This is a genomic window from Salinispira sp. (assembly GCF_059431795.1).
Genome location: NZ_JBXWXS010000031.1, coordinates 118,185 through 138,362 on the forward strand (window position 1 = coordinate 118,185; position 20,178 = coordinate 138,362).

The window sequence follows — 20,178 nt, forward strand, 5'->3', positions numbered from 1 at the left end:
ATCGGCTGGTATTTGTGTCCACCCCGAACTTGTGGGGAGACAATAATTCGGAAGGCGGCTCCGGCGGCCACATATCAGCTATATTCCCGGAACGTACAATTCTTGTATTATTTAATGCTGATGATACCCTTTATTACCCAACACAGTCATGATTTCCTGATGCAGTAGGCCATTGCTTGCCACCGCGCTGTCTGAAATACCGTGTTTCCCCCCCATATCTGTAATTTCCCCGCCGGCTTCCCGGATAATCGGGTAGAGACAGGCAATATCCCATAGTGACATGATGGGATCCAGCATCACATCGGCCCGTCCCGTTGCAACCATGAGATAGCCGTAGGCATCGGCCCAGGTTCTGCTGATTACGGTTGTTTTGAGCAGTTCGACAGCCTGAGTCCCGGTTCTTCGAATAAAGTCTCCGGGATCGGTGATCATGAGACGGGCTTTGGAAAGCTCTGAGGTTTCACTTACCCGGCAGGCTGAATCATTATACCAACAACCCATTCCCACTCCTGCGGCAAGCATTTCATCACTTTGGGGATTATAAATCACTCCGATCATGGGTTCATTATTGTAGGTGAGAGCGACCAGTACGGTATATAAAGGAATGCCGTGAATAAAACTTTTCGTTCCGTCAATTGGGTCTAACACCCATTGCCACGGCGAAGCGTCATTTCCGCTTACGCCGAATTCTTCCCCGAGGACCCGATGATCGGGAAACCGTTTGAGAATCGCAGCCCTCATCGCTTTTTCGCTTTCACGGTCCGCAATCGTAACCGGACTGTCATCTGCTTTGGTATGAACTTCCATATCTCTACCAAAGTAACTTGAGCTGATTTCGGCCCCAATTCGGGCAAATGATTTTGCGTCCTCCAGGAAAGATATAAGCTCACCCGGCTCTGGAAAGTTTTTCACAGTGTCTCCTACATCCGGCCCCGTATTTCCCGTTCCGACTGCCGTTTTAGATCTTTTTCTTTAATGCTTGCACGTTTATCGTGAAGTTTTTTCCCACGGCAGACTCCCAATTCCATCTTCACCAGGCCACCTTTAAGATAGAAGCTCAATGGAACCAGTGTTAACCCCTTTTCGTCGGTTTTGCGTACCAGTTTATTTAACTCATCTCTGTTAACCAGCAGCTTTCTGTCCCGAACGGGTTCGTGGTTGTGAATGTTACCGTGATCATAGGGGGTTATATGTAAGCCTACGAGCCAAAGTTCTCCGTATTTTATCCGTGCATAGCTGTCAACAAAGCTGTACTTACCGGACTTCATACTTTTCACTTCTGTTCCGGCTAACATGATCCCGCATTCATAGCGCTCCAATACATGGTACTCATGAAATGCACGTCGGTTTTTGCTGAGAAGTTTCGTTCCTTCTGCCATTTGATAATTCCTATTGCTGCCGTGCAGCGATTGCTCGGAAAGGGTCTGTTACACGTTTTCTTTCTGTCTGAAGGCGCATTGTAAGCAGGGGTATTTTCCTTGTCAATTCTTTGACGATTGTGTAGTGTTTCATCCTATGCGCACGAAGAAGATTTCCGGCTATCGGCACAGGTCCTTACTTGCAAAAATTCTGTTTTCCTTACTGAGCATCCTGTTTTTGATGTTTATCCTTTACGAGGTGTTCACCAGTTTTTTTTTGGATACCGCTGCAGCCGCAAGCAGAAGTATGCTGCCGGGGATACAGCCCGGGAACAGTATTGTTATTTCAAAACTCCCCTATGGTTTGACTCTTCCGTTCTCACGTATGCGCGTACCAGATTTTGATTTGCCCAGTCGGGGAGATGTTGTGGTTCTTGAATCACCATACACAACAGAATATCATATTCCGTTTGTATTTGATCTGATGGATTTTCTTCAATTTCAAAGACTACACGTTGATTTCCCATTCCAATATGGACGGTCATGGATCATTCGCCGGGTTATCGCAGTTCCCGGGGACAGAGTATACGTCAATGGCGGACAAGCATACGTTCAAATTGAGGGTGAAGGGGATTTTCTTAACGAGAGTCTTTTGCAAAGCGGTGAATACGCTCAGATCCTGCCGGAAGATGCGTTTAATCACCCGGACAGTTTGAACAACTACTTCACCAACAGCCTTTCTGTACCCGATAATCATGTGTACCTTCTACCGGATAACCGTAAACTGGCATTCGGCTCCCCATCATGGGGTCCTTTACATATTTCAGCAATCAGGGGAAAGGTCATTCACACATACGGAAGTAATTCTTCCGCCGATTGAGATTCTTGACAGATACATTGGCCCCTGATAACTTTCGTATGCTTTAAATTTATGGTAAATTATTGCGAATAATACCCACCGATGGGTCTGTGTGTTTCAGTTTTTGCCGGCGTCAAACGATCCCTGTATACATCAGTATTGAGCGCCTGCAATTAATGTGCACAGGAGAGCGTCGTTCAAAATTCAATCTTGAAAGATGCTGGATATCGGGTCGAAAGCATAAACCTTGAAAAATACAAAATTATGCTTTCTAAAGGTCTTGGCAATTTCAAAAATCGCTGATTTTTGAAATTGCCTCAGGAGATAATTGGATGTCAGGTCATAGTAAATGGTCCACAATTAAGCACAAAAAAGGTGCTGCGGATGCAAAGCGAGGAAAGCTTTTCACCAAACTGATTAAGGAAATATCTGTTGCCGCCAAAATGGGTGGCGGCGATATAGATACCAACCCCAGGCTTCGAACTGCCGTTTTGAAAGCCCGAAGTGCCAATATGCCCAAAGATAATATAGAACGGGCCATTAAAAAGGGATTGGGTGAACTGGGCGCCACGGAGTATTTTGAAAACGTCTATGAAGGATACGGACCCGGCGGAGTAGCAGTAATGGTGGAAACCCTGACCGATAATAAAAACCGCACTGCAGCGGATGTCCGATCAATCTTCAGCAAGGCGGGGGGGAATCTGGGGGAAAACGGATGCGTATCCTACATGTTTAACCGAAAAGGTGTAATTGCCTTCTCTCCGGAAAACCATGATGAGGAAACCATACTGGAGAAGGCGCTGGAGCTTGGGGCGGAAGATGTATCCTCAGATTCGGAAAGTATCGAAATTATCACCGCCCCTGAAGACTATGAAACCATTTTGGACAGTCTGAAGAATGAAGGTTTTACACCCGCTTCCTCGGAACTCACCATGATTGCCGATGCCAGTATTAGCCTGGATGAAGACGGAACCAGGAAGGTGCTCAAACTTTTAGATACTTTGGATGATAATGATGATGTCCAAAATGTGAGTTCAAACCTGGAAATCCCCGAAGGGTTTGACCCGGATGCCTGAAACCATTCTGGCAGGCTTTGATCCCGGTCTCGCATCCTGCGGATACGGAATTATTTCCGTACAGGGGTCACGGGTGAGGCAGCTGGATCATGGAGAAATACGCACAGATTCTGCATTACCGGAGCAACACCGGCTTAAACAGATTTATGATACATGCATGGAAGTGTTTGCACGTTACAGTCCATCAGGGGCAGGAATTGAAAGCATTTTTTTTGCCAAAAATGTCGGTTCGGCAATTCCGGTGGCACAGGCCAGAGGGGTTATTCTTCTTGCCTGTGAGATCTCGGGCATACCCGCAATTTCTTTATCTCCGCCTCAAATTAAGCAGCGTATCAGCGGTGTGGGCAGGGCGGAAAAATCCCAGGTTCAGCACATGGTAAAGCTACTTCTGGGAATGAAGGAGGCTCCTTCCAGCGATCATGCGGCAGACGCCCTAGCGGCCGCCTATGCACTCTGGCAGGAACAGGGTTTTTCTGGAATAATACAGTCATGATCTATGCTATCAGAGGAAGGCTTGGCCCTATCCAGGATAATACCCTTGTAATTGAAGATCGAAACGGTATTTCCTGGGAGATGGAAGTCAGTCTTCGTACCCGGAATGACATCCACTCCCGTACCAACGGTATGGATAATGGCAGCGAGGATGTGCAGGTATATACACATCTTCACCACCGAGAAGATCAGATGACACTCTTCGGTTTCTCCAGATTAGAGGAGAAGCAGCTCTTTCTGCTTCTCAATAAGGTGAACGGCGTTGGCCCCCGTCAAAGTATGAAAATTCTATCTGCCGTGTCTCCAGCCGAGGTTTCCCGTGCCATTGCCGGAGAAGATGAGGGGTTTCTCACATCCCTGCCGGGGATCGGATTGAAGGGTGCAAAAAAGATTATTCTTACCCTGAAGGATCTTATCACTGAATTTGATGCAGGCACATTCGTAGAAGCCGAAGAATCCTCTTCCGGAGGGGACGGAGCGGAGAATGGAGCTGAAGAGCAGCTCAGTCACGCCCTTGTAGAAATGGGATTCGATAAAAAAGCCGCCCGGGGAACTGTACAGAAGATCCTGAAGAAGAATCCGGAAATGGATCAGGGTGAGGCTCTTCGGCAGGCCATAATAGAGCTTAGTTAGGCTGGAACATGGAGTCAGATATGGATTTTTCCCTGGATGCAGCACAATCTTCAGATGACCATACAATAGAACATCATCTCCGCCCTCAGCTCCTGTCCGAATTTCAGGGACAGGAAGGAATTAAAGATAATCTTTCTATCTTTATCCAGGCTGCCCGGAAACGGGGAGAAGCACTGGACCACCTTTTTCTTTCGGGGCCCCCTGGGCTGGGTAAAACAACACTTGCAGGAATAGTGGCTCAGGAGCTGGGGGTTGAATTCAGGGTTACATCGGCTCCGGTTCTGGATAAACCCAAAGATCTGGCGGGAATGCTAACCACACTGGAAGATGGTGCAGTGTTTTTTATCGACGAGATTCATCGTTTGAAGCCGGTGATTGAAGAAATGCTGTATATTGCAATGGAAGACGGTGAACTGGATTGGGTAATCGGACAGGGCCCCGCTGCACGGAATGTGAGAATTCCCCTGCCGGCCTTTACTCTGGTGGGAGCTACTACCAAGGCAGGTAAAGTCGCCAGTCCCCTGTACAGCCGTTTCGGAATCGATATCCGAATTGAGCTGTATTCCCCCATCGAGCTCAGTTCCGTTCTCTCAAGATCCGCAGGAATTCTCAAAGTTGATATTCAACAGGATGCGGTGAATTTTATTGCCCGCTGCAGCCGGGGGACACCGAGAATAGCGAACCGCATTCTCCGAAGAATGAGGGATTTTGCGGATGTACTGGGATCCGGGGTAATAACCCGGGATGTGGTGGAACAGGGTCTGAAGCGATTGAAAATCGACAGTCTGGGGCTTGAGCATCAGGACAGAGAGATTTTGCGAAGCATTATACATCACTACAGGGGCGGTCCTGTAGGTGCGGAAACTCTTGCCATCTCCATTGGCGAATCGGTAGATACCCTGGAGGATTTTCATGAACCATACCTTATTCAACAGGGGTTCCTCATGCGAACCCCCCGGGGAAGGACCGTGACACATAGGGCCTACAGCCATTTGGGACTTCAAATCCCCCAGACCGCCCATTCTCCAGACGGAAAAGCTCACAATGCAGCCGGAGTTCAAAGCGACGAGGACGAAAAAAAACATGAAGACCAAAGATTTTTATTTTAATCTACCCGATGAATTGATTGCGCAGCATCCGTCAAATACCCGGGGCGGTTCCCGGCTTCTGATTTACGATAGAAAAAATATCTACCGCGGACAACGCCCCCCGATAGAGCATGAGGATCTGGTTACTCATGATATGGTATCCAGCCTTGCAGACCATATTCCACCGGGAACATTAATGGTATTCAACAACACCCGTGTGCGAAAAGCCCGGGTGTATGCGACCAGCGACACTGGAAGCAGGGTTGAGTTTTTGTTCTTAGCGCCAATGGCTCCCGCAGGTGAAAATCGAAGCATTGCGACTCCGCAGAGCCAAAACGGTTTCATCCCGCTGCAGCAGGATCGAGCCAGTAACATCTGGCAGGTAATGGTTAGCAAGACGAAGCGTCAGAAACCCGGGCGCAGCTATGAATTTCCCGGTGAACTCAAGGGCGAAATTATTGCCGTTGACCAAAGTCTCCGTATCATCCGTCTGGATCGGGAAATCGGTGAAAGTTACTTCAGCCGCCAGGGACATGTTCCGCTACCACCCTATATTGAGCGAGAAGATGACAGCAGCGATGACCGGCGATACCAGACCGTGTACGCATCCAGGGAAGGATCCGTCGCCGCTCCCACAGCCGGTCTGCACATTACCCAGTCCATTTTGGATGAACTGGATGCCCGGGGAGTCCGCCGCTGTGAGATCACCCTCCATGTGGGGCTGGGAACCTTTCTCCCGGTGCGCAGCGAAAACATTCTCGACCATACCATGCATCGGGAAGAATATGAGATCTCACCTGAGAGCGCTGAATTGATTACCGCACAGAAACGTTCCGGTGCCCCGGTTCTTGCGGTTGGAACCACTTCGGTACGTACATTGGAATCCGCGTGGGATTCGGAAGGAAGGCTGCTCCCGGCGGGAAGGGACAGCACAGATATCTTTATATATCCCGGATACGATTTTCAGGTCGTGGATATGCTTATGACAAATTTTCATACCCCGGAATCCACCCTTCTCATGCTGGTCAGCGCATTTGCCGGAAAGGATGAAATACTCAGCGTGTACCGTGAGGCAGTTGAACAGAAATACCGTTTTTTCAGCTATGGTGATGCGATGCTCATTCGCTAGAAAATCCAGGCAGGCCGGGGTTGGGGGTTCAGTATGTTGATTCATCCATTGCCTGGAACTCGGCCCTGACTTCTCTCAGACGCTCCAGATGTTTATTAATAATTCTTCGATAATCCAGTTCACCCTGCTGAATTCTGTACAGCTCGTCTTCCCAGTACTGCACTTCTTCAAGGTAGAGCCATTGGAATTCATCCGCTTCACCGGCATACTTCTGTGCTTCATCCCAATAGACCAGGGCATAATTCAACAGTGTCTCGGATTTATCCAGACTATCCAGATTTTGCTCCCGCCATGGATAATTATAAAAGAAGGCGTCGAATTTATAATATCCTGTTGCCCACAGAAGGTAGAGTTCAGTCAGTTTGAGATTCAAGTGCATGGTGAACAACGGACGGTATTTATCCCACTCCCGTTCGCTTTCAATTCGGGCAAGAGCGTTCAGGGGGTTCGCAAAATCAGCCCGCAGAGCTGTTTCCAGCCAATGAATATTCTCAGCGATATCCAACGGATAATTATATAATTGACGGTGATGAAGTTCATACAGCTGCTCACGGTAGATGAGACGGTATGCATGAATACGCGGCCCGCCACTGGAAAAAAGGATGAGAATTGCAATGAACAATAGAGCGCTTTGTCGGACTTTCACACTTTTACTATCGGATGCCCGGAGACAATACTCCATACCTGATCTGAAATTTTATCTATACTCTTTGTGGAGTCAATGGTGACAACCTGACATGCTGTTGACCCCAGCTGGGAAAGAATTTCCAAATAGTTTACACGCACTTTCTGCTGGGTACTCAAGGTCTCATATATTTCCAGATGCTTTCTCTGTGAGTATCTGCGCTCTCCATCCTCCGGGGGAATATCAAAGAAAAACACGATTTCCGGCAGCGGAAAGTCTCTGTTGAACTCCCATACTCTTTCCATACCCAAATCCAATCCCTGGTATGCAAGTGATGAGAACAGATAACGGTCGGTGATTACAAGATTGCCCTGTTCTACTTGTTCAATCATTCCCTTGCTTCCCTGCAGATGTTCACAACGATCTGCGGCGAATAGCCGGGCAAGCGTTTCCCGCTGTAAATTCTCTTTTCCTCCCAGAGCCCTTCGGATTACCTGTCCGATGCTTCCATCTGTGGGTTCGAATGTGGTGAAAAAGGGACTCCCGTTATCCGAAAGCCTCGCTGTGAGCCTGCGCAGCTGTGTAGTGGTGCCGGCCCCGTCAAGGCCTTCAAATACTATCAGGCCTTTCAACAGACCGCTGTTACCAAACACTATTTCCCGCCTTTTTCTTTATGATTAGACTGTGATACAGTTATAGTTAAAAAGCGCCAGCTCTTCAATAATGAGGTAGATGTGAAAGCCGAATACCGCTTCATTGCGGTTCTCCAGATAACAGTTGTATTCCTCCTCATTCTCCTCACACTCCTGGTATTCTATCCCGTGCAGCAGCAGCTCAGTGAGCGGGTGGGCGTATTGAAGAACGAGATTCTTTTATTCATCGAGGAGAGTCTGGGAAACAATATTGAATTCTCTTCCATTCACCCTTCCATTTTCAGCTATATCGAAATCCGGAATCTCAGGGTTTATGATGATAATAATGTGACCCTTCTCACCATAGACCGTTTGATTTTCCGCTACGATATTCGGGAAGTGCTCCGGGGTAATGCTTTGGCAGCTCCCCAGACGGTTGAGATCCGCGGCGGGGATATGTATCTTCACCGGCTTTTCTCCCCGGAAACCAAACCCCTTGCCGATTCTTCCAGTTCTTCCGAATCGGACACAGAGAATGGAGCCCTGATTTCATCCTCATTTTTAGACGGTTTGGATATTCCCATCAGCGGGGTATCCGGTTTTCTTTCGCGGATATCCCGTGAACTGACCCTCACCGTACGGAATTTGGCGGTGGAATACCGACAGGAGAGCCCTTCGGGTCAGGACCGGAGGGGGGTTCTCTCGAGAAACCGGATTTCTTCAGGATTCATCCGACTCGATGGCCGGGAGATCAGTGTTGAAGTTATCACAGTCAGTGAACTGGATCTGGAAGCTCCGGAAGATACGTTTCGTTTAAATGGCGTGAGTGAAATCCGGGGAACGGCGATCGTTCCTCCCGACCTTCGGACCCAGAGAATTTCGCCGGTTTCGGATGTGGGAACGGAGACCCTGGAAGAGATCCTCATGGAAACACAGCTGCAAGTATTCATCAGCACACGGGATGTTCAGTCGGAGCTGTTCCGTCTCCAGCCTCTTGAATTTTATTTGGGGCTTGAACAGGGGGAAGCAGTCTTTCGCAGTCTTGAAGGTCGGCAACCATTCGGGCTTGAATTCAGGCATCGTATCTCATCGGAAATTATCGATATTACTTTCAATGCGGCAGAGTGGACCCCTGCAAATGTACTCAGTCTCAATGCGGGAGATCCGGTTTACAATACGCTTTTGGGTTCTGTTCTCTCGGCGGGTGTCAGTTTCCGGGTGGGGAGCAGCATTGCCGAATCTTCCGGGGAAGGATGGATAGATCTTACAGGCTATACACCGTTTCTTGATGAAGTGGGGAATCTCAGCACCGATTTAACATTTGAGAATCGAAGGCTTCTTGTGAATAATCTGGAATATCAATCGGACAGCGGAAATTATCTTGCCGTTGAAGGATTTGTTCAGGATCAGCCGTTGATGTTTCGGGCAGCGGGCAGGGTGGAAGCTGGGGATCTTATGAATGCCCCTGTGTTCAACACCGATTTCCAGATGGATTTCCAAAATTCCCAGTTGAACGGCGAATTGAGCAGATCGGTTATCGAGAATCTGAAAATCGGAAACACACAGTTCTCCGCCCGTTTAGAGGATCAACAGGTGCTGACAGATATCCGCAGCAGTCTCAGTTCAGGCAGGGGAAGTATAGAGTTTTCCGGGAATTCGAAATTGTCAGATAACAAGATTCAGCTGGATCAGAGCAGTTTTACCTTGAGATTCAATGATATTTCTCTTCAAGAGAGCATAGACGCAGCATTGACCCTTTCCCGGGAAAGCAGAGCCTCCCTCCAGCTGCCTGAGCCCCTCAAAGCAGCCTCTATCCAAGGGGCCATCCAGGGAAATAGTTCCATCAGCGGGAAGGACCAGAACGTAATAATACAAACCCGGAATTTCCGCATTGCTGAATCTGGCAACGAAGAATTGCAGATAGCGGGGCAGGACTTTCTTGATCTCACTGCAGTATTTAAGAACGGGGAGCTCAGAATTCCAAGCATTCGGTTGAACTATGAGTCCGCCTCCGTGAAACTATCGGGAACCGGGGATTTCAGGTCTCCAGCGGCGTATTTCCTGGATATGGACAGCAGCTTGAACGGCTTTCCCTACAGTTTCTCCGTTAACTATCAACCGGATAGCGGAAATGCGGAGCTAAAAGGCAGCTATGACAGTTCGCTCCAGTATTTGGCAGGGCAGGATTTATCCAAATTATTGCTTAGAGTGGGAAATATCCCTCTGGAAACATTAGGTGACCAAGCCGGCGCCTATGTTGAAGCTGATGTTGAACTGGATATGAATAGTCCGGCCACTTCACGAATTGATATTCCACGATTGGGTATTTCCGGAATGAAGATTCTGCCAATCCCTGGAGATGAAGGTTCGAATCTGGAATTATCCGCACAAGGAAGCATAGCTCGGGGACTTGAAATTTCGGAAATCAGGTATCGGGACATGATATCCACTCTCTCAGGGGGGGGCAGTGTAAATGTTGACATTGGGCAGGCAATGGTATCTGCCGATCTTGTGCTGGAAAACCAACTGGAGGAATACCGCTTTTCCGGGAGTTTGAGTTCGGGAGAGCTTAGCGGGACCGCAGAGCTGATTAATTTCCCCACCAGGCGACTGGGGCTTGTTGATATTTCCGGTCTTATCGCAGTGGAAGCCTCAGTCAGCGGCAGTCTTGAAGCTCCTGTGCTCAATTTTCAGACCCGATCACTCACAACCCGGCTGAATAATGACAGTCTGGGGTTCCTGATACAGGGAGAGCTGAACCCGGAAGCTATTCTGCTTAGCAACAGCAGTATGGAGGTGACCAGCCTGGGGCTGGGAAATCTTGAGGCCCGGTACGGGTTTGACGACACCACCTTACGTGTTACCGCCGATCTGCTGCTGAACGATTCATCTGGAAATAAGGAGCTGTTCCAAAACCTTCAAAGCAGCATACGCCTGCCGAAGGCGGTGGATGTAATCCGGGAACAATCAGGAAATGAAATTCAGCTGTCAGACCTTTGGGGAAATGCAGAAGGGGAACTCCAACTGTTCGCTCCTTCGGACGTCTCCGCCGTTACCCAGGCATCCGGCGGGCTTGAGACAGAAACATGGAGTTTTACTATAGGGGAAGCAAGCGGCAATCTTGAGGTCAGCGGCGGTCCCAGAGATGCGGCTAATGCGGTTTCCGGGCGTATCAACAGCGACGGAAGCTTTTCAATAGATTTCTCAGATCCCTTGCCGGTACAATTTCAGGCAGAGGGGTTTTTTACAAACAGCAATATCGATATGAATCTGAACAACATGCAGCTTTCTCTCCGGGACCTCCTGGTGAACGATCCGGAAAGTTTTATCGCTCTGAACCGTGCCAGCGCTCAGGGAGCCGTAAGGGTAACCGGCAGTATTGTTGATCCGGACTTTTATGGAACGGTTATCGCAAAGGATGTTGAAGCCGAGCTGGATATCATCCCCGGTGCAGTTACAGCGGAATCCATTTTTGTTATCCTTGAGGGAAAATCCCTGTATTTTCCGGAAATTCCGGTTCAGGCAGGGGATGGTACGGCAGATTTAAGCGGAAGTCTGAGCATGGATCGTTGGGTGCCCGATGAACTACTGCTGGATGTGACCACTTCTCCCGAAGGCATTCCCATTTCCTATGATTTTTCATCGGTGGTTGTGGATGGCTGGGGTACAGGTGATGTCCAAATCGGGCTAAACCTTGGAACCGGCGGACTTTCCATCAAAGGGGATGTGGAAGCAAATGCCACAGGAATTACCTTGAGCAGTGGTTCCGGAGACGGGCAGCAGGAGCAGGAGAACCAGAATCCTTTGGACATAGATCTGAAAATCAGCGCCGGCAGGGGAGTGGAATTTTTCTGGCCCAGCAGGAACTTTCCTATTTTGCGAAGTACTGCACTCAGTGGCGAAGGGATCCGGTTGCAGCTTGCATCGCCCCCCTATGAAATGAGCCTTGTGGGGGATGTTCCTCTGCGGGGAGGGGAAATTTTCTATTTTGAACAGAACTTTTATGTTCGTCAGGGAAGAATCAGATTCAATGAAAACGAGGAACAGTTTGATCCTCTTCTCAGTCTGAATGCCGAAGTGAGGGGCACAGATGAAAATGGTCCGGTGAGGATTTATCTGGAAATTGTGGAAGATACCCTTTCTGAGCTGCAGCCCCGATTCACCTCGGATCCGGGAAAAAGTGAACCGGAAATCATCGCCCTTTTGGGTGGAAGAGTTGCGGGAAATAACCCGGATAACGAAATTCTCATCAGCGATGCCGTATTATCCGGAAGTGAAATCCTCGGCCAGGTGGGTGTTTTCCGGGAAATTGAAGATGAAATACGAAGCAGATTCAATTTGGATCTCTTTTCCCTTCGAACCGGCCTCTTCCAGAACCTGTTGGAAGATGTTATTGTAACCCCCGGCTCTGAATATCCTTTAAATAATAGTCCGGTATCCTTGGGAAAATATCTTCAGAATACAACATTACTTGTTGGAAAATATATTGGAGATGAGGTATTCCTTGAGGCGATGGCACAGCTCCAGGAACAGAGCCCTCTGGAGAGACCGGTGAACGACCTTGTCGGCCTTGAAGTTGATTTGGAAGTAAGCCTTGAATGGATAACGCCGTTTTTTAATCTGACCTGGTCTTTTGCACCGGAAAACCCGGAAACGCTCTGGGTAACAGATCACACGCTGACCTTCACCCGGGATTTCAGTCCCGGCTCAGGTCAATGATATTTTTACTAGGAGTTTTGAGCATGGGGCATAGATTTGTATTAAGCCTGCTGATCCTGATGACAGCCCTGGGAGCGGTATACGCCCAGACTGACGGCCAGAATAACGAAGAGTGGTATCTCAATAAACCGATTGTGGACATAGAGTTCCAGGGATTGAATAATGTTTCTGAAAACGATCTCCAGGGGGTTGTGGAACCCTTTTTGGGGAATGTATTCACCGAGGATGTCCTGCTGGATCTGCAGCGGCGTCTTTACAACCTTGAGTATTTCGATCTGATTATTCCCGAAGCCGTACCAGGAAACGACGAGCGCAGCGAACTGATTCTTCGCTTCACAGTGGAGGAACGGCCCGTTATTTCCCAGATCCGTCTACAGGGAAACCAGAAACTTCGCCGGGAAACGATTCTCAGCGAAATTATTCTCATTCAAGGTGACCTTGTTTCCCGCTCCCAGGCCAGGATGGACACCGACGCCATTATCAGTTTGTACAATGACCGGGGTTTCGCCGATGTAAACGTAGAATTCAATTACAGTGAAGATCCCGATCCGGAACGGAACGCCCGGATTCTCAATTTCATTATAGATGAGGGTTTTCAAACCAATATCCGGAATATTTCATTCAGCGGAATTAACTTTGCAACGGAAAACAAGCTTCGCTCAGTAATTGAAAGCAAGGAGCAGGGACTGTTCAATCCCGGAACTTTTAAAGCCAGCAATCTGGAATTGGATACCCAGAAAATCCTTGAGTACTACGGACAAAACGGGTACGTGGATGCTGAGGTTCTTGATATTGAACAGGAAATCGTTCTGGATGAAGAAAAAAACCGCCAATTTCTTGATCTCACATATTACATCGATGAAGGAATCGCCTGGTTCTTCGGCGGTATAGATTTCAACGGAAATACCATATTCAGCGATGAGGAACTGCGGTCCCAGATATCCCTGGATGAAGGGGATGTTCTGGATATCCAAACCTTCCAGCAGGGTGTTCAGGCAGTGAACGATCTGTACTACAAGGGCGGATATATTTTTAATCAGATTAATTTCTCCGAAAGCCGGGATGAGGCTCTACAGCAGATCTCGTATTCTGTGGATATTGTTGAGCAGGGCAGGGCATATATTGAAAATATCATTGTGAGAGGAAATACCAAAACCCTCGATGAGGTGATTTACCGGGAATTGCCGTTCGACGAAGGAGATGTATTTTCAGCTTCCAAGATCCGGGAGGGCATCGGTAACCTCTACAATACCCAGTATTTTGCCAACGTTCCCGCAGTGGAAACCCCCCAGGGAAGCGTACCCGGCCTCATGGATCTGATTATCAATCTGGAAGAAGGGCAAACCACCGATATCCGCCTGGGCTTCTCGGTAGGTGGCGGCGGCGATTTCCCCCTCTCGGGACTGGTGAAGTGGTCGGATAACAACTTCCTCGGTAGGGGACAAACCATCGGAGCGGACCTGAATATAAGCCCCAATCAGCAAAGTCTTGCTCTGAATTTCCAGGACGGCTGGCTTTTCGGTGAACGCTGGTCCGGTGGTGCGAGTCTTCAGGTGGACCGGCAGGTTAGAAAAGACGAATTGCAGGATGTTTTGTATCCTTTATTCGACGAACAGGATGAAAGGAATGGGGACAGCGTTCCGGATCCGTTCACCGGTGTCTATGTCTTCAATAATGATGAGACGGAATATCCCGTAGATAGCGGAATTGAATACGATGCCGGAGAGCCTTTCCCCGGGGTCCCCACTCCAACTGAAATAGATGAATACAACCTGGTAACCGATTTCGAATTTGCCGGAGGAAATTCCGCCGCAGTACCCGATGAGTACAAGATGGAGTATGTTGAATGGTCTGTGGGGGGCAGCCTTTCCACGGGCATCCGGCGAAGAACACAGCTTGGCTGGATTAACCTTAACGGGGCCATTTCTTCGAGTCTAAATCATGTAAGTTATGATGACAGTTTATACCGCCCTTACAGCTATGAAACCCGGGGAAATCTGGGGGTGTTCCAGTTCGAAAACCGTTTTTCCATGAGTATCGGGCTGGACAACCGGGATATCTATTTCAACCCTCAAAACGGGTATCTTATAGAACAACGTTTCAACTACACAGGAGGAGTGCTGGGTGGATCCAAGAACTATATCCGGACTGACAGCACCCTTCAGGCCTACAAAACCCTCTTTGATCTGGAAGTGAGCGATACCTGGAGCTGGAAAATGGTGCTTGCGGCAAACAGCAGCCTCTCGCTTATGCTGAATCAGTTCTGGACTTATCCGGGAGCGGGAAGTTTCGAGGCAGAGGGCAGACTCCTTGCCACCAACAGTATGACCATAGGCCGCGGTTGGCCCGCCAGAGGTGACGGTCAAGCACTGTTGAACAACTGGCTGGAACTTCGAATGCCCATATCAGAAGATATTCTCTGGTTCGATATGTTTGGCGAAGCGGTGCGCCTTACCCAGGAACGGGGAGATATTTTCAGCAAGGGAGAAGAGGACTGGCTCTTCGGCTTTGGAGCCGGTCTGCGCTTCAGCATCCCCCAGTTCCCCTTCCGGATATATCTGGGTAAGCTTTTCAATATTGAAAACGGCGCCGTTAATTGGCAGGATGGAAACCTCTTCAACAACCCTGAAAAAGAAGGAAGCGGCCTCAGCCTGATTTTCTCAATCAGTCTGTAAAATCATACGACACCGCACAGGGAGCGGATTCGCTCCCGGCGGTGTAAACCAAACGTGTAACTCCGGAGGGAGACAGAAAGAATGCAGAGCAGCAGAAGATATTTGATCATTGCAGCAGTCCTGATAATTTTTTCCGCAACAGGTGCTGCGGCTGAGCAGTTGACAACAGTGGGAGTTGTGGATATTACCAGGGTGTACAATTCGTTTTTTGCGGATTCCACAGCTGTACGGGAATTGGAAAACCTGAAAGAAGAAATCCAGCAGGAACTGGACGGTCATGTGGCCATTCTCCGAAGACTTCAGGAGCAGAAGCTGGATGCTGAATCCGAAGGTGAACAAGATGAGGCGTTGCGCCTGGATGAAGAAATATACGAAAAGCAGCAGTATATCCAGGATTTTCAGCGGATCAAGCAGCGTCAGCTTTATGATCGTCAGCAGCGGCTTCTGAACTCGGAAACCTTCCTCAGCGAGCTGCAGAGTGCAATCAGCTTCGTTGCCGAGGCTAACGGATTTACCGTGGTGGTATCTTCAAATGATGATAAACTCTTGTGGTGGAGTCAGGAAGTGGATATTACCAATTTAGTGCTTGAAAGGCTCAGATCCACAGCCCGTTAACCTGTTATCAGAGAGATTAGAGCCGGATACGGATTCGCCGCCGTTCCGGCTATTTTTATATCCTTATGAGGCAATTTCAAAAATCAGTGATTTTGCAAGGTGCTCCCGAGACATTTCTCACCGTATATATCCTTTCGGATGTTTCTGTTGTATAGGAAACGTGCCGGGGGGGGGAATAGGACGGGTTCCACAGACCCTGCAGCTTACTGTTCAGCGGTGATTTTTACTGCTTCCGCTGTGTTGAACTTGGCGTTCAAGAACACTAGCCAAAAGGGCGAATTTTTGGGCGTTCGTCTGTGATAATTCCATAAGATTTTTATGAGCATGTAGAATTGATTCTGCGTCTTTGGTAGGGATATTGGGGCAACTGCCCATATCATGGGGAAAATCTGTCATCTCCATCTGAATGGTGATGATTTTGTCCATCCCCATACTTTGTAGATGCTGGGTGGCTTCATGTGAGGGTTTGACAATACAAAAATCGCCGTGCCCCCTCATTTTTTTATAGATTCCCACCAAGACACCCAGAAATGTGGAATCCATATAATCGCATTGGGAAAGGTCAAAAAGTACTTTCCGCAATGCCTGTGTATTCAGGAAATTGAAAACCGTTTTTTTAAATTCCTCACTGTTCTGCGATGTAAGCCTGCCGCTTCCCCGCAGATAGAGGGTTTCCGATTCCTGTTTGAAGCAGAAGTGTTCCATAAGGACTAACCCTCAATATGTATTGTCATGCTACATATCATATTTTGCTCAACAAGTTCTCTCTGATATTTATTTCTTTTCTTTTCCTTTTATAATATACTCCCTAAACTATGTCAGATTCAACCCCTATGATGCAGCAGTACGAACGGATCAAATCACGACACAGAGACAAGATACTTTTCTTTCGTCTGGGTGATTTCTACGAAATGTTTAAAACAGATGCCAAGGAAGCCAGCAGGGTTCTGGGTCTTACGCTGACTGCCCGGAACTCAATTCCCATGTGCGGCATTCCCTTTCATGCCGCCGGTTCGTACATTCCCAAGCTTCTCGAAGCTGGAAAAAAAGTCGCCATTTGCGAACAGACCAAAATGCCCGATGGGGGAAAAGGCATAGCCGAACGTCAGGTGGTTGAAATTCTCACACCCGGTACAGTGTTTGAGGAAGAATTTCTGAAAACCGGGGATCATAACTTTATTGCCAGTTTTTCCGCCTCCGAATCTGCACCTAATCTCTTAAGCCTTTCATTCATTGATGTCTCAACCGGAAATCTGATACTCAACACGTTCGAATCAGCACAAATGAAAAACAGTTTGCTTCGGGAATTGTCCAGTTACAATCCCCGGGAAATCCTTATCCAGGAAACTCTTTTCCAATCCTATCCATGGTTGAACGCCGAATTGGCCAGGAGTAATTTAATAATCAATCGCTTCCCCGATTGGCATTACAGCGGTTCCAACGGCTACACTCTTCTCTGTGATATTCTGTCAGTCCAAAATTTGAAATCCTATGGTCTTGAACCATCCAGTCCCGAGCTTGACTCGGTAAAACCGCTTCTTCAGTACGTGGAAGAAAATGCAGGTAGGCGGATTCGACACATTAACTCACTTAAGGTTGTGCATGATGACGATCATATGCTTATCGACAATAATTCCCAAAAGAATCTGGAACTGGTCAGGAACACCGGCGACGGAAGCGAAAACCAGAGCCTCTTTGCTATTATCAATCAGACCCGTACATCCATGGGACGGCGACTGCTGAAACAATGGATTCTTGAGCCTCTTGTGGATATATCTAACATCCGGAGAAGACAGGAGCATGTAGAACTTCTGTACCATGACCAGTTGCTTCTGAACCGTTGCCGGGACATTCTCGGTAAGGCCCTGGATCTTCCCAGACTCTGCGCCCGGGTGGCCATGGAGAAGGCTCATCCTAAGGATCTGGTTGCCATTCGGAACTCAATCCATAGTCAACTGAGTTTGTATGAGCTTCTTCATCACAGCCGACTGTCTGATCTATTCAATCCAGATTCAATTCCCCTGTTGAAGCGGGCTGCGGACATGATTGAAGATGCGGTTCTCGATGATCCTCCTACCCAGATTCACGATGGCGGCATTATCCGTTCAGGATATGATGGAACGGTGGATGAACTGGTTAACACAGAATCCAACGCCGAGCAATTACTGGATGAATATTTAACCAGGGAAAAAGAGCTCAGCGGAATAGGTAATCTGAAGATCAAATTTAACAAGGTTGTTGGATATTTCCTGGAAGTAAGCAAAGCGCAGGGCAAAAATATTCCCGAACACTTCCAGCCCAGGCAGAATCTGGTGAACGCCGACAGATATACGACGGCTGAACTCCAGGATCTTGCACAGCGTATCAGTACATCAAGGGATCAGCGGATGGAGCGTGAACAACAGTTGTTTCTTCAGCTCCGAAGCAAGCTTGCCGGGCAACTTTCCATTCTCCAGGAGGCGGGAGAAATATTGGCCAAACTGGATTGTATCCAAAGTTTCGCGTATCAGGCCACCCTCAGAGGGTATACCCGCCCGGAAATGACTGAGCAACAGTTAATGGAAATTGATGGCGGCCGCCATCCTGTGGTGGAAGCCTTTCTGGAAAATTCATCGTTTGTACCCAACGAAACCCGAATCAGCGGAAACGGCAGCGATTATTTTCATCTTATTACCGGTCCAAATATGGCGGGGAAGAGCACATTTCTGCGGCAGAATGCGCTGATCCTTTTACTGGGGCAAATCGGCAGCTTCGTGCCTGCAGAGTCTGCAAAACTTGGTATTGCAGACCGGATATTCTGTCGGGTTGGTGCGTCAGATAATCTTGCACGGGGGGAATCCACGTTTCTTGTTGAAATGAATGAAACTGCTCATATTCTTCGCCAGGCCAGCATGCAAAGTTTGGTGATAATGGATGAAGTGGGTCGGGGGACCAGTACCCAGGACGGATTATCCATTGCCTGGGCGGTAAGCGATTACATTCTTGACCACCTTCAGTGCAGAACATTTTTTGCCACCCACTTTCATGAATTATCCGACATGAAACATAAGGGAATGGTGAACTTATCCCTTCAGGTCAGCGAAGAGGACGGCGAAATTCTCTTCCTGAACAAGGTGAAGCAGGGTCCCTCGAATAATTCCTACGGAATACATGTAGCCAGGATTGCAGGTATACCCGATGAAGTGATTTTCAGAGCCAGTGAGATTCTTGATGAAATTCAGCAGAGCAGCTCAGGACTGAATATCTCATCCAAGGGCAGCACCCGGAAGGGAAGCCGGAAAATTGCATCCGGAGGGTTTCAGCGTGGATTATTCGGACAGGATGAAATGGTGCTCCAGGAGATTAAGCATTTGGACCTTAATAACTGTACGCCCATTGAAGCACTGAATCATCTCAATCGTATGCAGAAGCATCTGAAAGAGTAAATATTACCTGTTCCGCCATATGCAATCTCTTCATAACTCAGGCAGTAAGCATTTTTTTCCGGTAGTATACATATGAATACGCCTTCTTCACTCCCCGGTCAATGCTGTGCACTCTGTTCCGGCGATCTCGGCATTGGACCTACACGCCCAGGCGGAATTCCCGGTCTCTGCCGAAGTTGCGTGAATCGTCTGGAGATGCTCACCCCGGGCTCGTCTAACTCTATTCGACCGGATTCAGGAATACTCCTGTGCGGAGTCTACAGCGGGACACTGGCAGAAATTATCATTAGGTATAAAAAAGGATACGATAGAAGGCTTTCAAAAACGATTGCCGGACTGTTCATTACCCATCTTAGTTATCTTATGGAAAACCTTTTTATAGAAAACCGGATAGCGATAGAACCACAGGGAACAGAACAAGGAAGTCAGAAGCTTTCCGTTCTTCTAACCCACCCTCCGGGGTCACGAAAAAGCCGTTTGTATCGGGGCTATGATCATATGCAGCGGATCTGCAATCATCTGTTAAAATGGCTGGATTCACCTTTCGTGTATTCGATGAAATACCGGCAGCTGCTTACCCGCACATGTTCAACTGCACAGAAATCATTGAGCCGGGAAGAAAGGTTGGTAAACGTGAACATCTCTTTTCAGCTCAACACGAAGAGGATCAGCCGTGAAATGGGTAAAATCGGATGTGGAACTACTCATGTAGTACTGCTGGACGACGTAGTCACCACGGGGGCCACCCTGATCCGAAGCAGACAACTTCTCTATGAAGCAGGTTTTCAGCATATCACGGCCTTGGCCCTTGCAAGCGATTAAACCGGACGTTGGGAATTGTATTGCAGGTGA

General features: G+C 48.3%; 16 protein-coding genes. 11 read left to right on the plus strand and 5 right to left on the minus strand.

All coding sequences use genetic code 11. From position 1 onward, the window contains the following. Positions 1-111: 111 nt before the first annotated feature. Together AC52PS_RS10405 and smpB are read right to left on the minus strand one after the other, a co-directional pair. Complete coding sequence (locus AC52PS_RS10405) at positions 112-912, minus strand: inositol monophosphatase family protein (protein WP_495563001.1); 801 nt, start codon at positions 910-912, stop codon at positions 112-114. 8 nt (positions 913-920) lie between these two features. Further along, positions 921-1,379, minus strand: a complete 459-nt coding sequence (gene smpB, locus AC52PS_RS10410) for an SsrA-binding protein SmpB (protein ID WP_495563002.1) — start codon at positions 1,377-1,379, stop codon at positions 921-923. Between the two features lie 136 nt (positions 1,380-1,515). Here smpB and lepB point away from each other — a divergent pair, with 136 nt between their 5' ends. The 6 genes from lepB (at position 1,516) to queA (ending at position 6,635) form a co-directional block, all read left to right on the plus strand. Beyond that, positions 1,516-2,238: a signal peptidase I gene (gene lepB, locus AC52PS_RS10415; protein WP_495563003.1), complete on the plus strand. Its 723-nt coding sequence runs from the start codon at positions 1,516-1,518 to the stop codon at positions 2,236-2,238. Positions 2,239-2,549: 311 nt separating this feature from the next. Then, on the plus strand, positions 2,550-3,293 hold the full coding sequence (locus AC52PS_RS10420; protein WP_495563004.1) for a YebC/PmpR family DNA-binding transcriptional regulator: 744 nt from the start codon (positions 2,550-2,552) through the stop codon (positions 3,291-3,293). Continuing rightward, entirely contained in the window at positions 3,286-3,786 is a 501-nt protein-coding gene (ruvC, locus tag AC52PS_RS10425) for a crossover junction endodeoxyribonuclease RuvC (RefSeq protein ID WP_495563005.1), read from the plus strand. The genes AC52PS_RS10420 and ruvC overlap by 8 nt, the downstream gene beginning before the upstream one ends. After that, positions 3,783-4,418, plus strand: coding sequence for a Holliday junction branch migration protein RuvA (ruvA, locus tag AC52PS_RS10430; protein WP_495563006.1), 636 nt, complete (start codon positions 3,783-3,785; stop codon positions 4,416-4,418). The genes ruvC and ruvA overlap by 4 nt, the downstream gene beginning before the upstream one ends. A gap of 8 nt (positions 4,419-4,426) precedes the next feature. Then, the gene (gene ruvB / locus AC52PS_RS10435) at positions 4,427-5,527 is read left to right on the plus strand and encodes a Holliday junction branch migration DNA helicase RuvB (RefSeq protein ID WP_495563007.1); all 1,101 of its coding nucleotides are present in this window, start codon (positions 4,427-4,429) and stop codon (positions 5,525-5,527) included. Then, complete coding sequence (gene queA / locus AC52PS_RS10440) at positions 5,502-6,635, plus strand: tRNA preQ1(34) S-adenosylmethionine ribosyltransferase-isomerase QueA (RefSeq protein ID WP_495563008.1); 1,134 nt, start codon at positions 5,502-5,504, stop codon at positions 6,633-6,635. Before ruvB ends, queA begins: the two co-directional genes overlap by 26 nt. Before the next feature lie 28 nt (positions 6,636-6,663). Here queA and AC52PS_RS10445 read toward each other — a convergent pair whose 3' ends face one another. Both AC52PS_RS10445 and tmk read right to left on the minus strand, forming a co-directional pair. Then, complete coding sequence (locus tag AC52PS_RS10445) at positions 6,664-7,281, minus strand: DUF8513 domain-containing protein (protein WP_495563009.1); 618 nt, start codon at positions 7,279-7,281, stop codon at positions 6,664-6,666. Continuing rightward, positions 7,278-7,913, minus strand: coding sequence for a dTMP kinase (tmk, locus tag AC52PS_RS10450; RefSeq protein ID WP_495563010.1), 636 nt, complete (start codon positions 7,911-7,913; stop codon positions 7,278-7,280). Before tmk ends, AC52PS_RS10445 begins: the two co-directional genes overlap by 4 nt. An 81-nt stretch (positions 7,914-7,994) precedes the next feature. On the opposite strand from tmk, the gene AC52PS_RS10455 reads away from it, so the two are divergent. The 3 genes from AC52PS_RS10455 (at position 7,995) to AC52PS_RS10465 (ending at position 15,901) form a co-directional block, all read left to right on the plus strand. Continuing rightward, a complete protein-coding gene (locus tag AC52PS_RS10455) occupies positions 7,995-12,611 on the plus strand; it encodes a translocation/assembly module TamB domain-containing protein (RefSeq protein WP_495563011.1) in 4,617 nt (1,538 codons plus the stop codon). Between the two features lie 23 nt (positions 12,612-12,634). Beyond that, the gene (gene bamA / locus AC52PS_RS10460; protein ID WP_495563012.1) at positions 12,635-15,286 is read left to right on the plus strand and encodes an outer membrane protein assembly factor BamA; all 2,652 of its coding nucleotides are present in this window, start codon (positions 12,635-12,637) and stop codon (positions 15,284-15,286) included. A gap of 81 nt (positions 15,287-15,367) precedes the next feature. Then, positions 15,368-15,901 carry an OmpH/Skp family outer membrane protein gene (locus AC52PS_RS10465; protein ID WP_495563013.1) on the plus strand — a complete coding sequence of 178 codons (534 nt, stop codon included), beginning with the start codon at positions 15,368-15,370 and terminating at the stop codon, positions 15,899-15,901. A 210-nt stretch (positions 15,902-16,111) separates the two neighbouring features. Here AC52PS_RS10465 and AC52PS_RS10470 read toward each other — a convergent pair whose 3' ends face one another. Next, a complete protein-coding gene (locus AC52PS_RS10470; protein WP_495563014.1) occupies positions 16,112-16,606 on the minus strand; it encodes an STAS domain-containing protein in 495 nt (164 codons plus the stop codon). 110 nt (positions 16,607-16,716) lie between these two features. On the opposite strand from AC52PS_RS10470, the gene mutS reads away from it, so the two are divergent. Next, positions 16,717-19,326, plus strand: a complete 2,610-nt coding sequence (gene mutS / locus AC52PS_RS10475) for a DNA mismatch repair protein MutS (protein ID WP_495563015.1) — start codon at positions 16,717-16,719, stop codon at positions 19,324-19,326. 180 nt (positions 19,327-19,506) lie between these two features. After that, entirely contained in the window at positions 19,507-20,148 is a 642-nt protein-coding gene (locus tag AC52PS_RS10480; RefSeq protein ID WP_495563016.1) for a ComF family protein, read from the plus strand. Positions 20,149-20,178 lie beyond the last annotated feature (30 nt).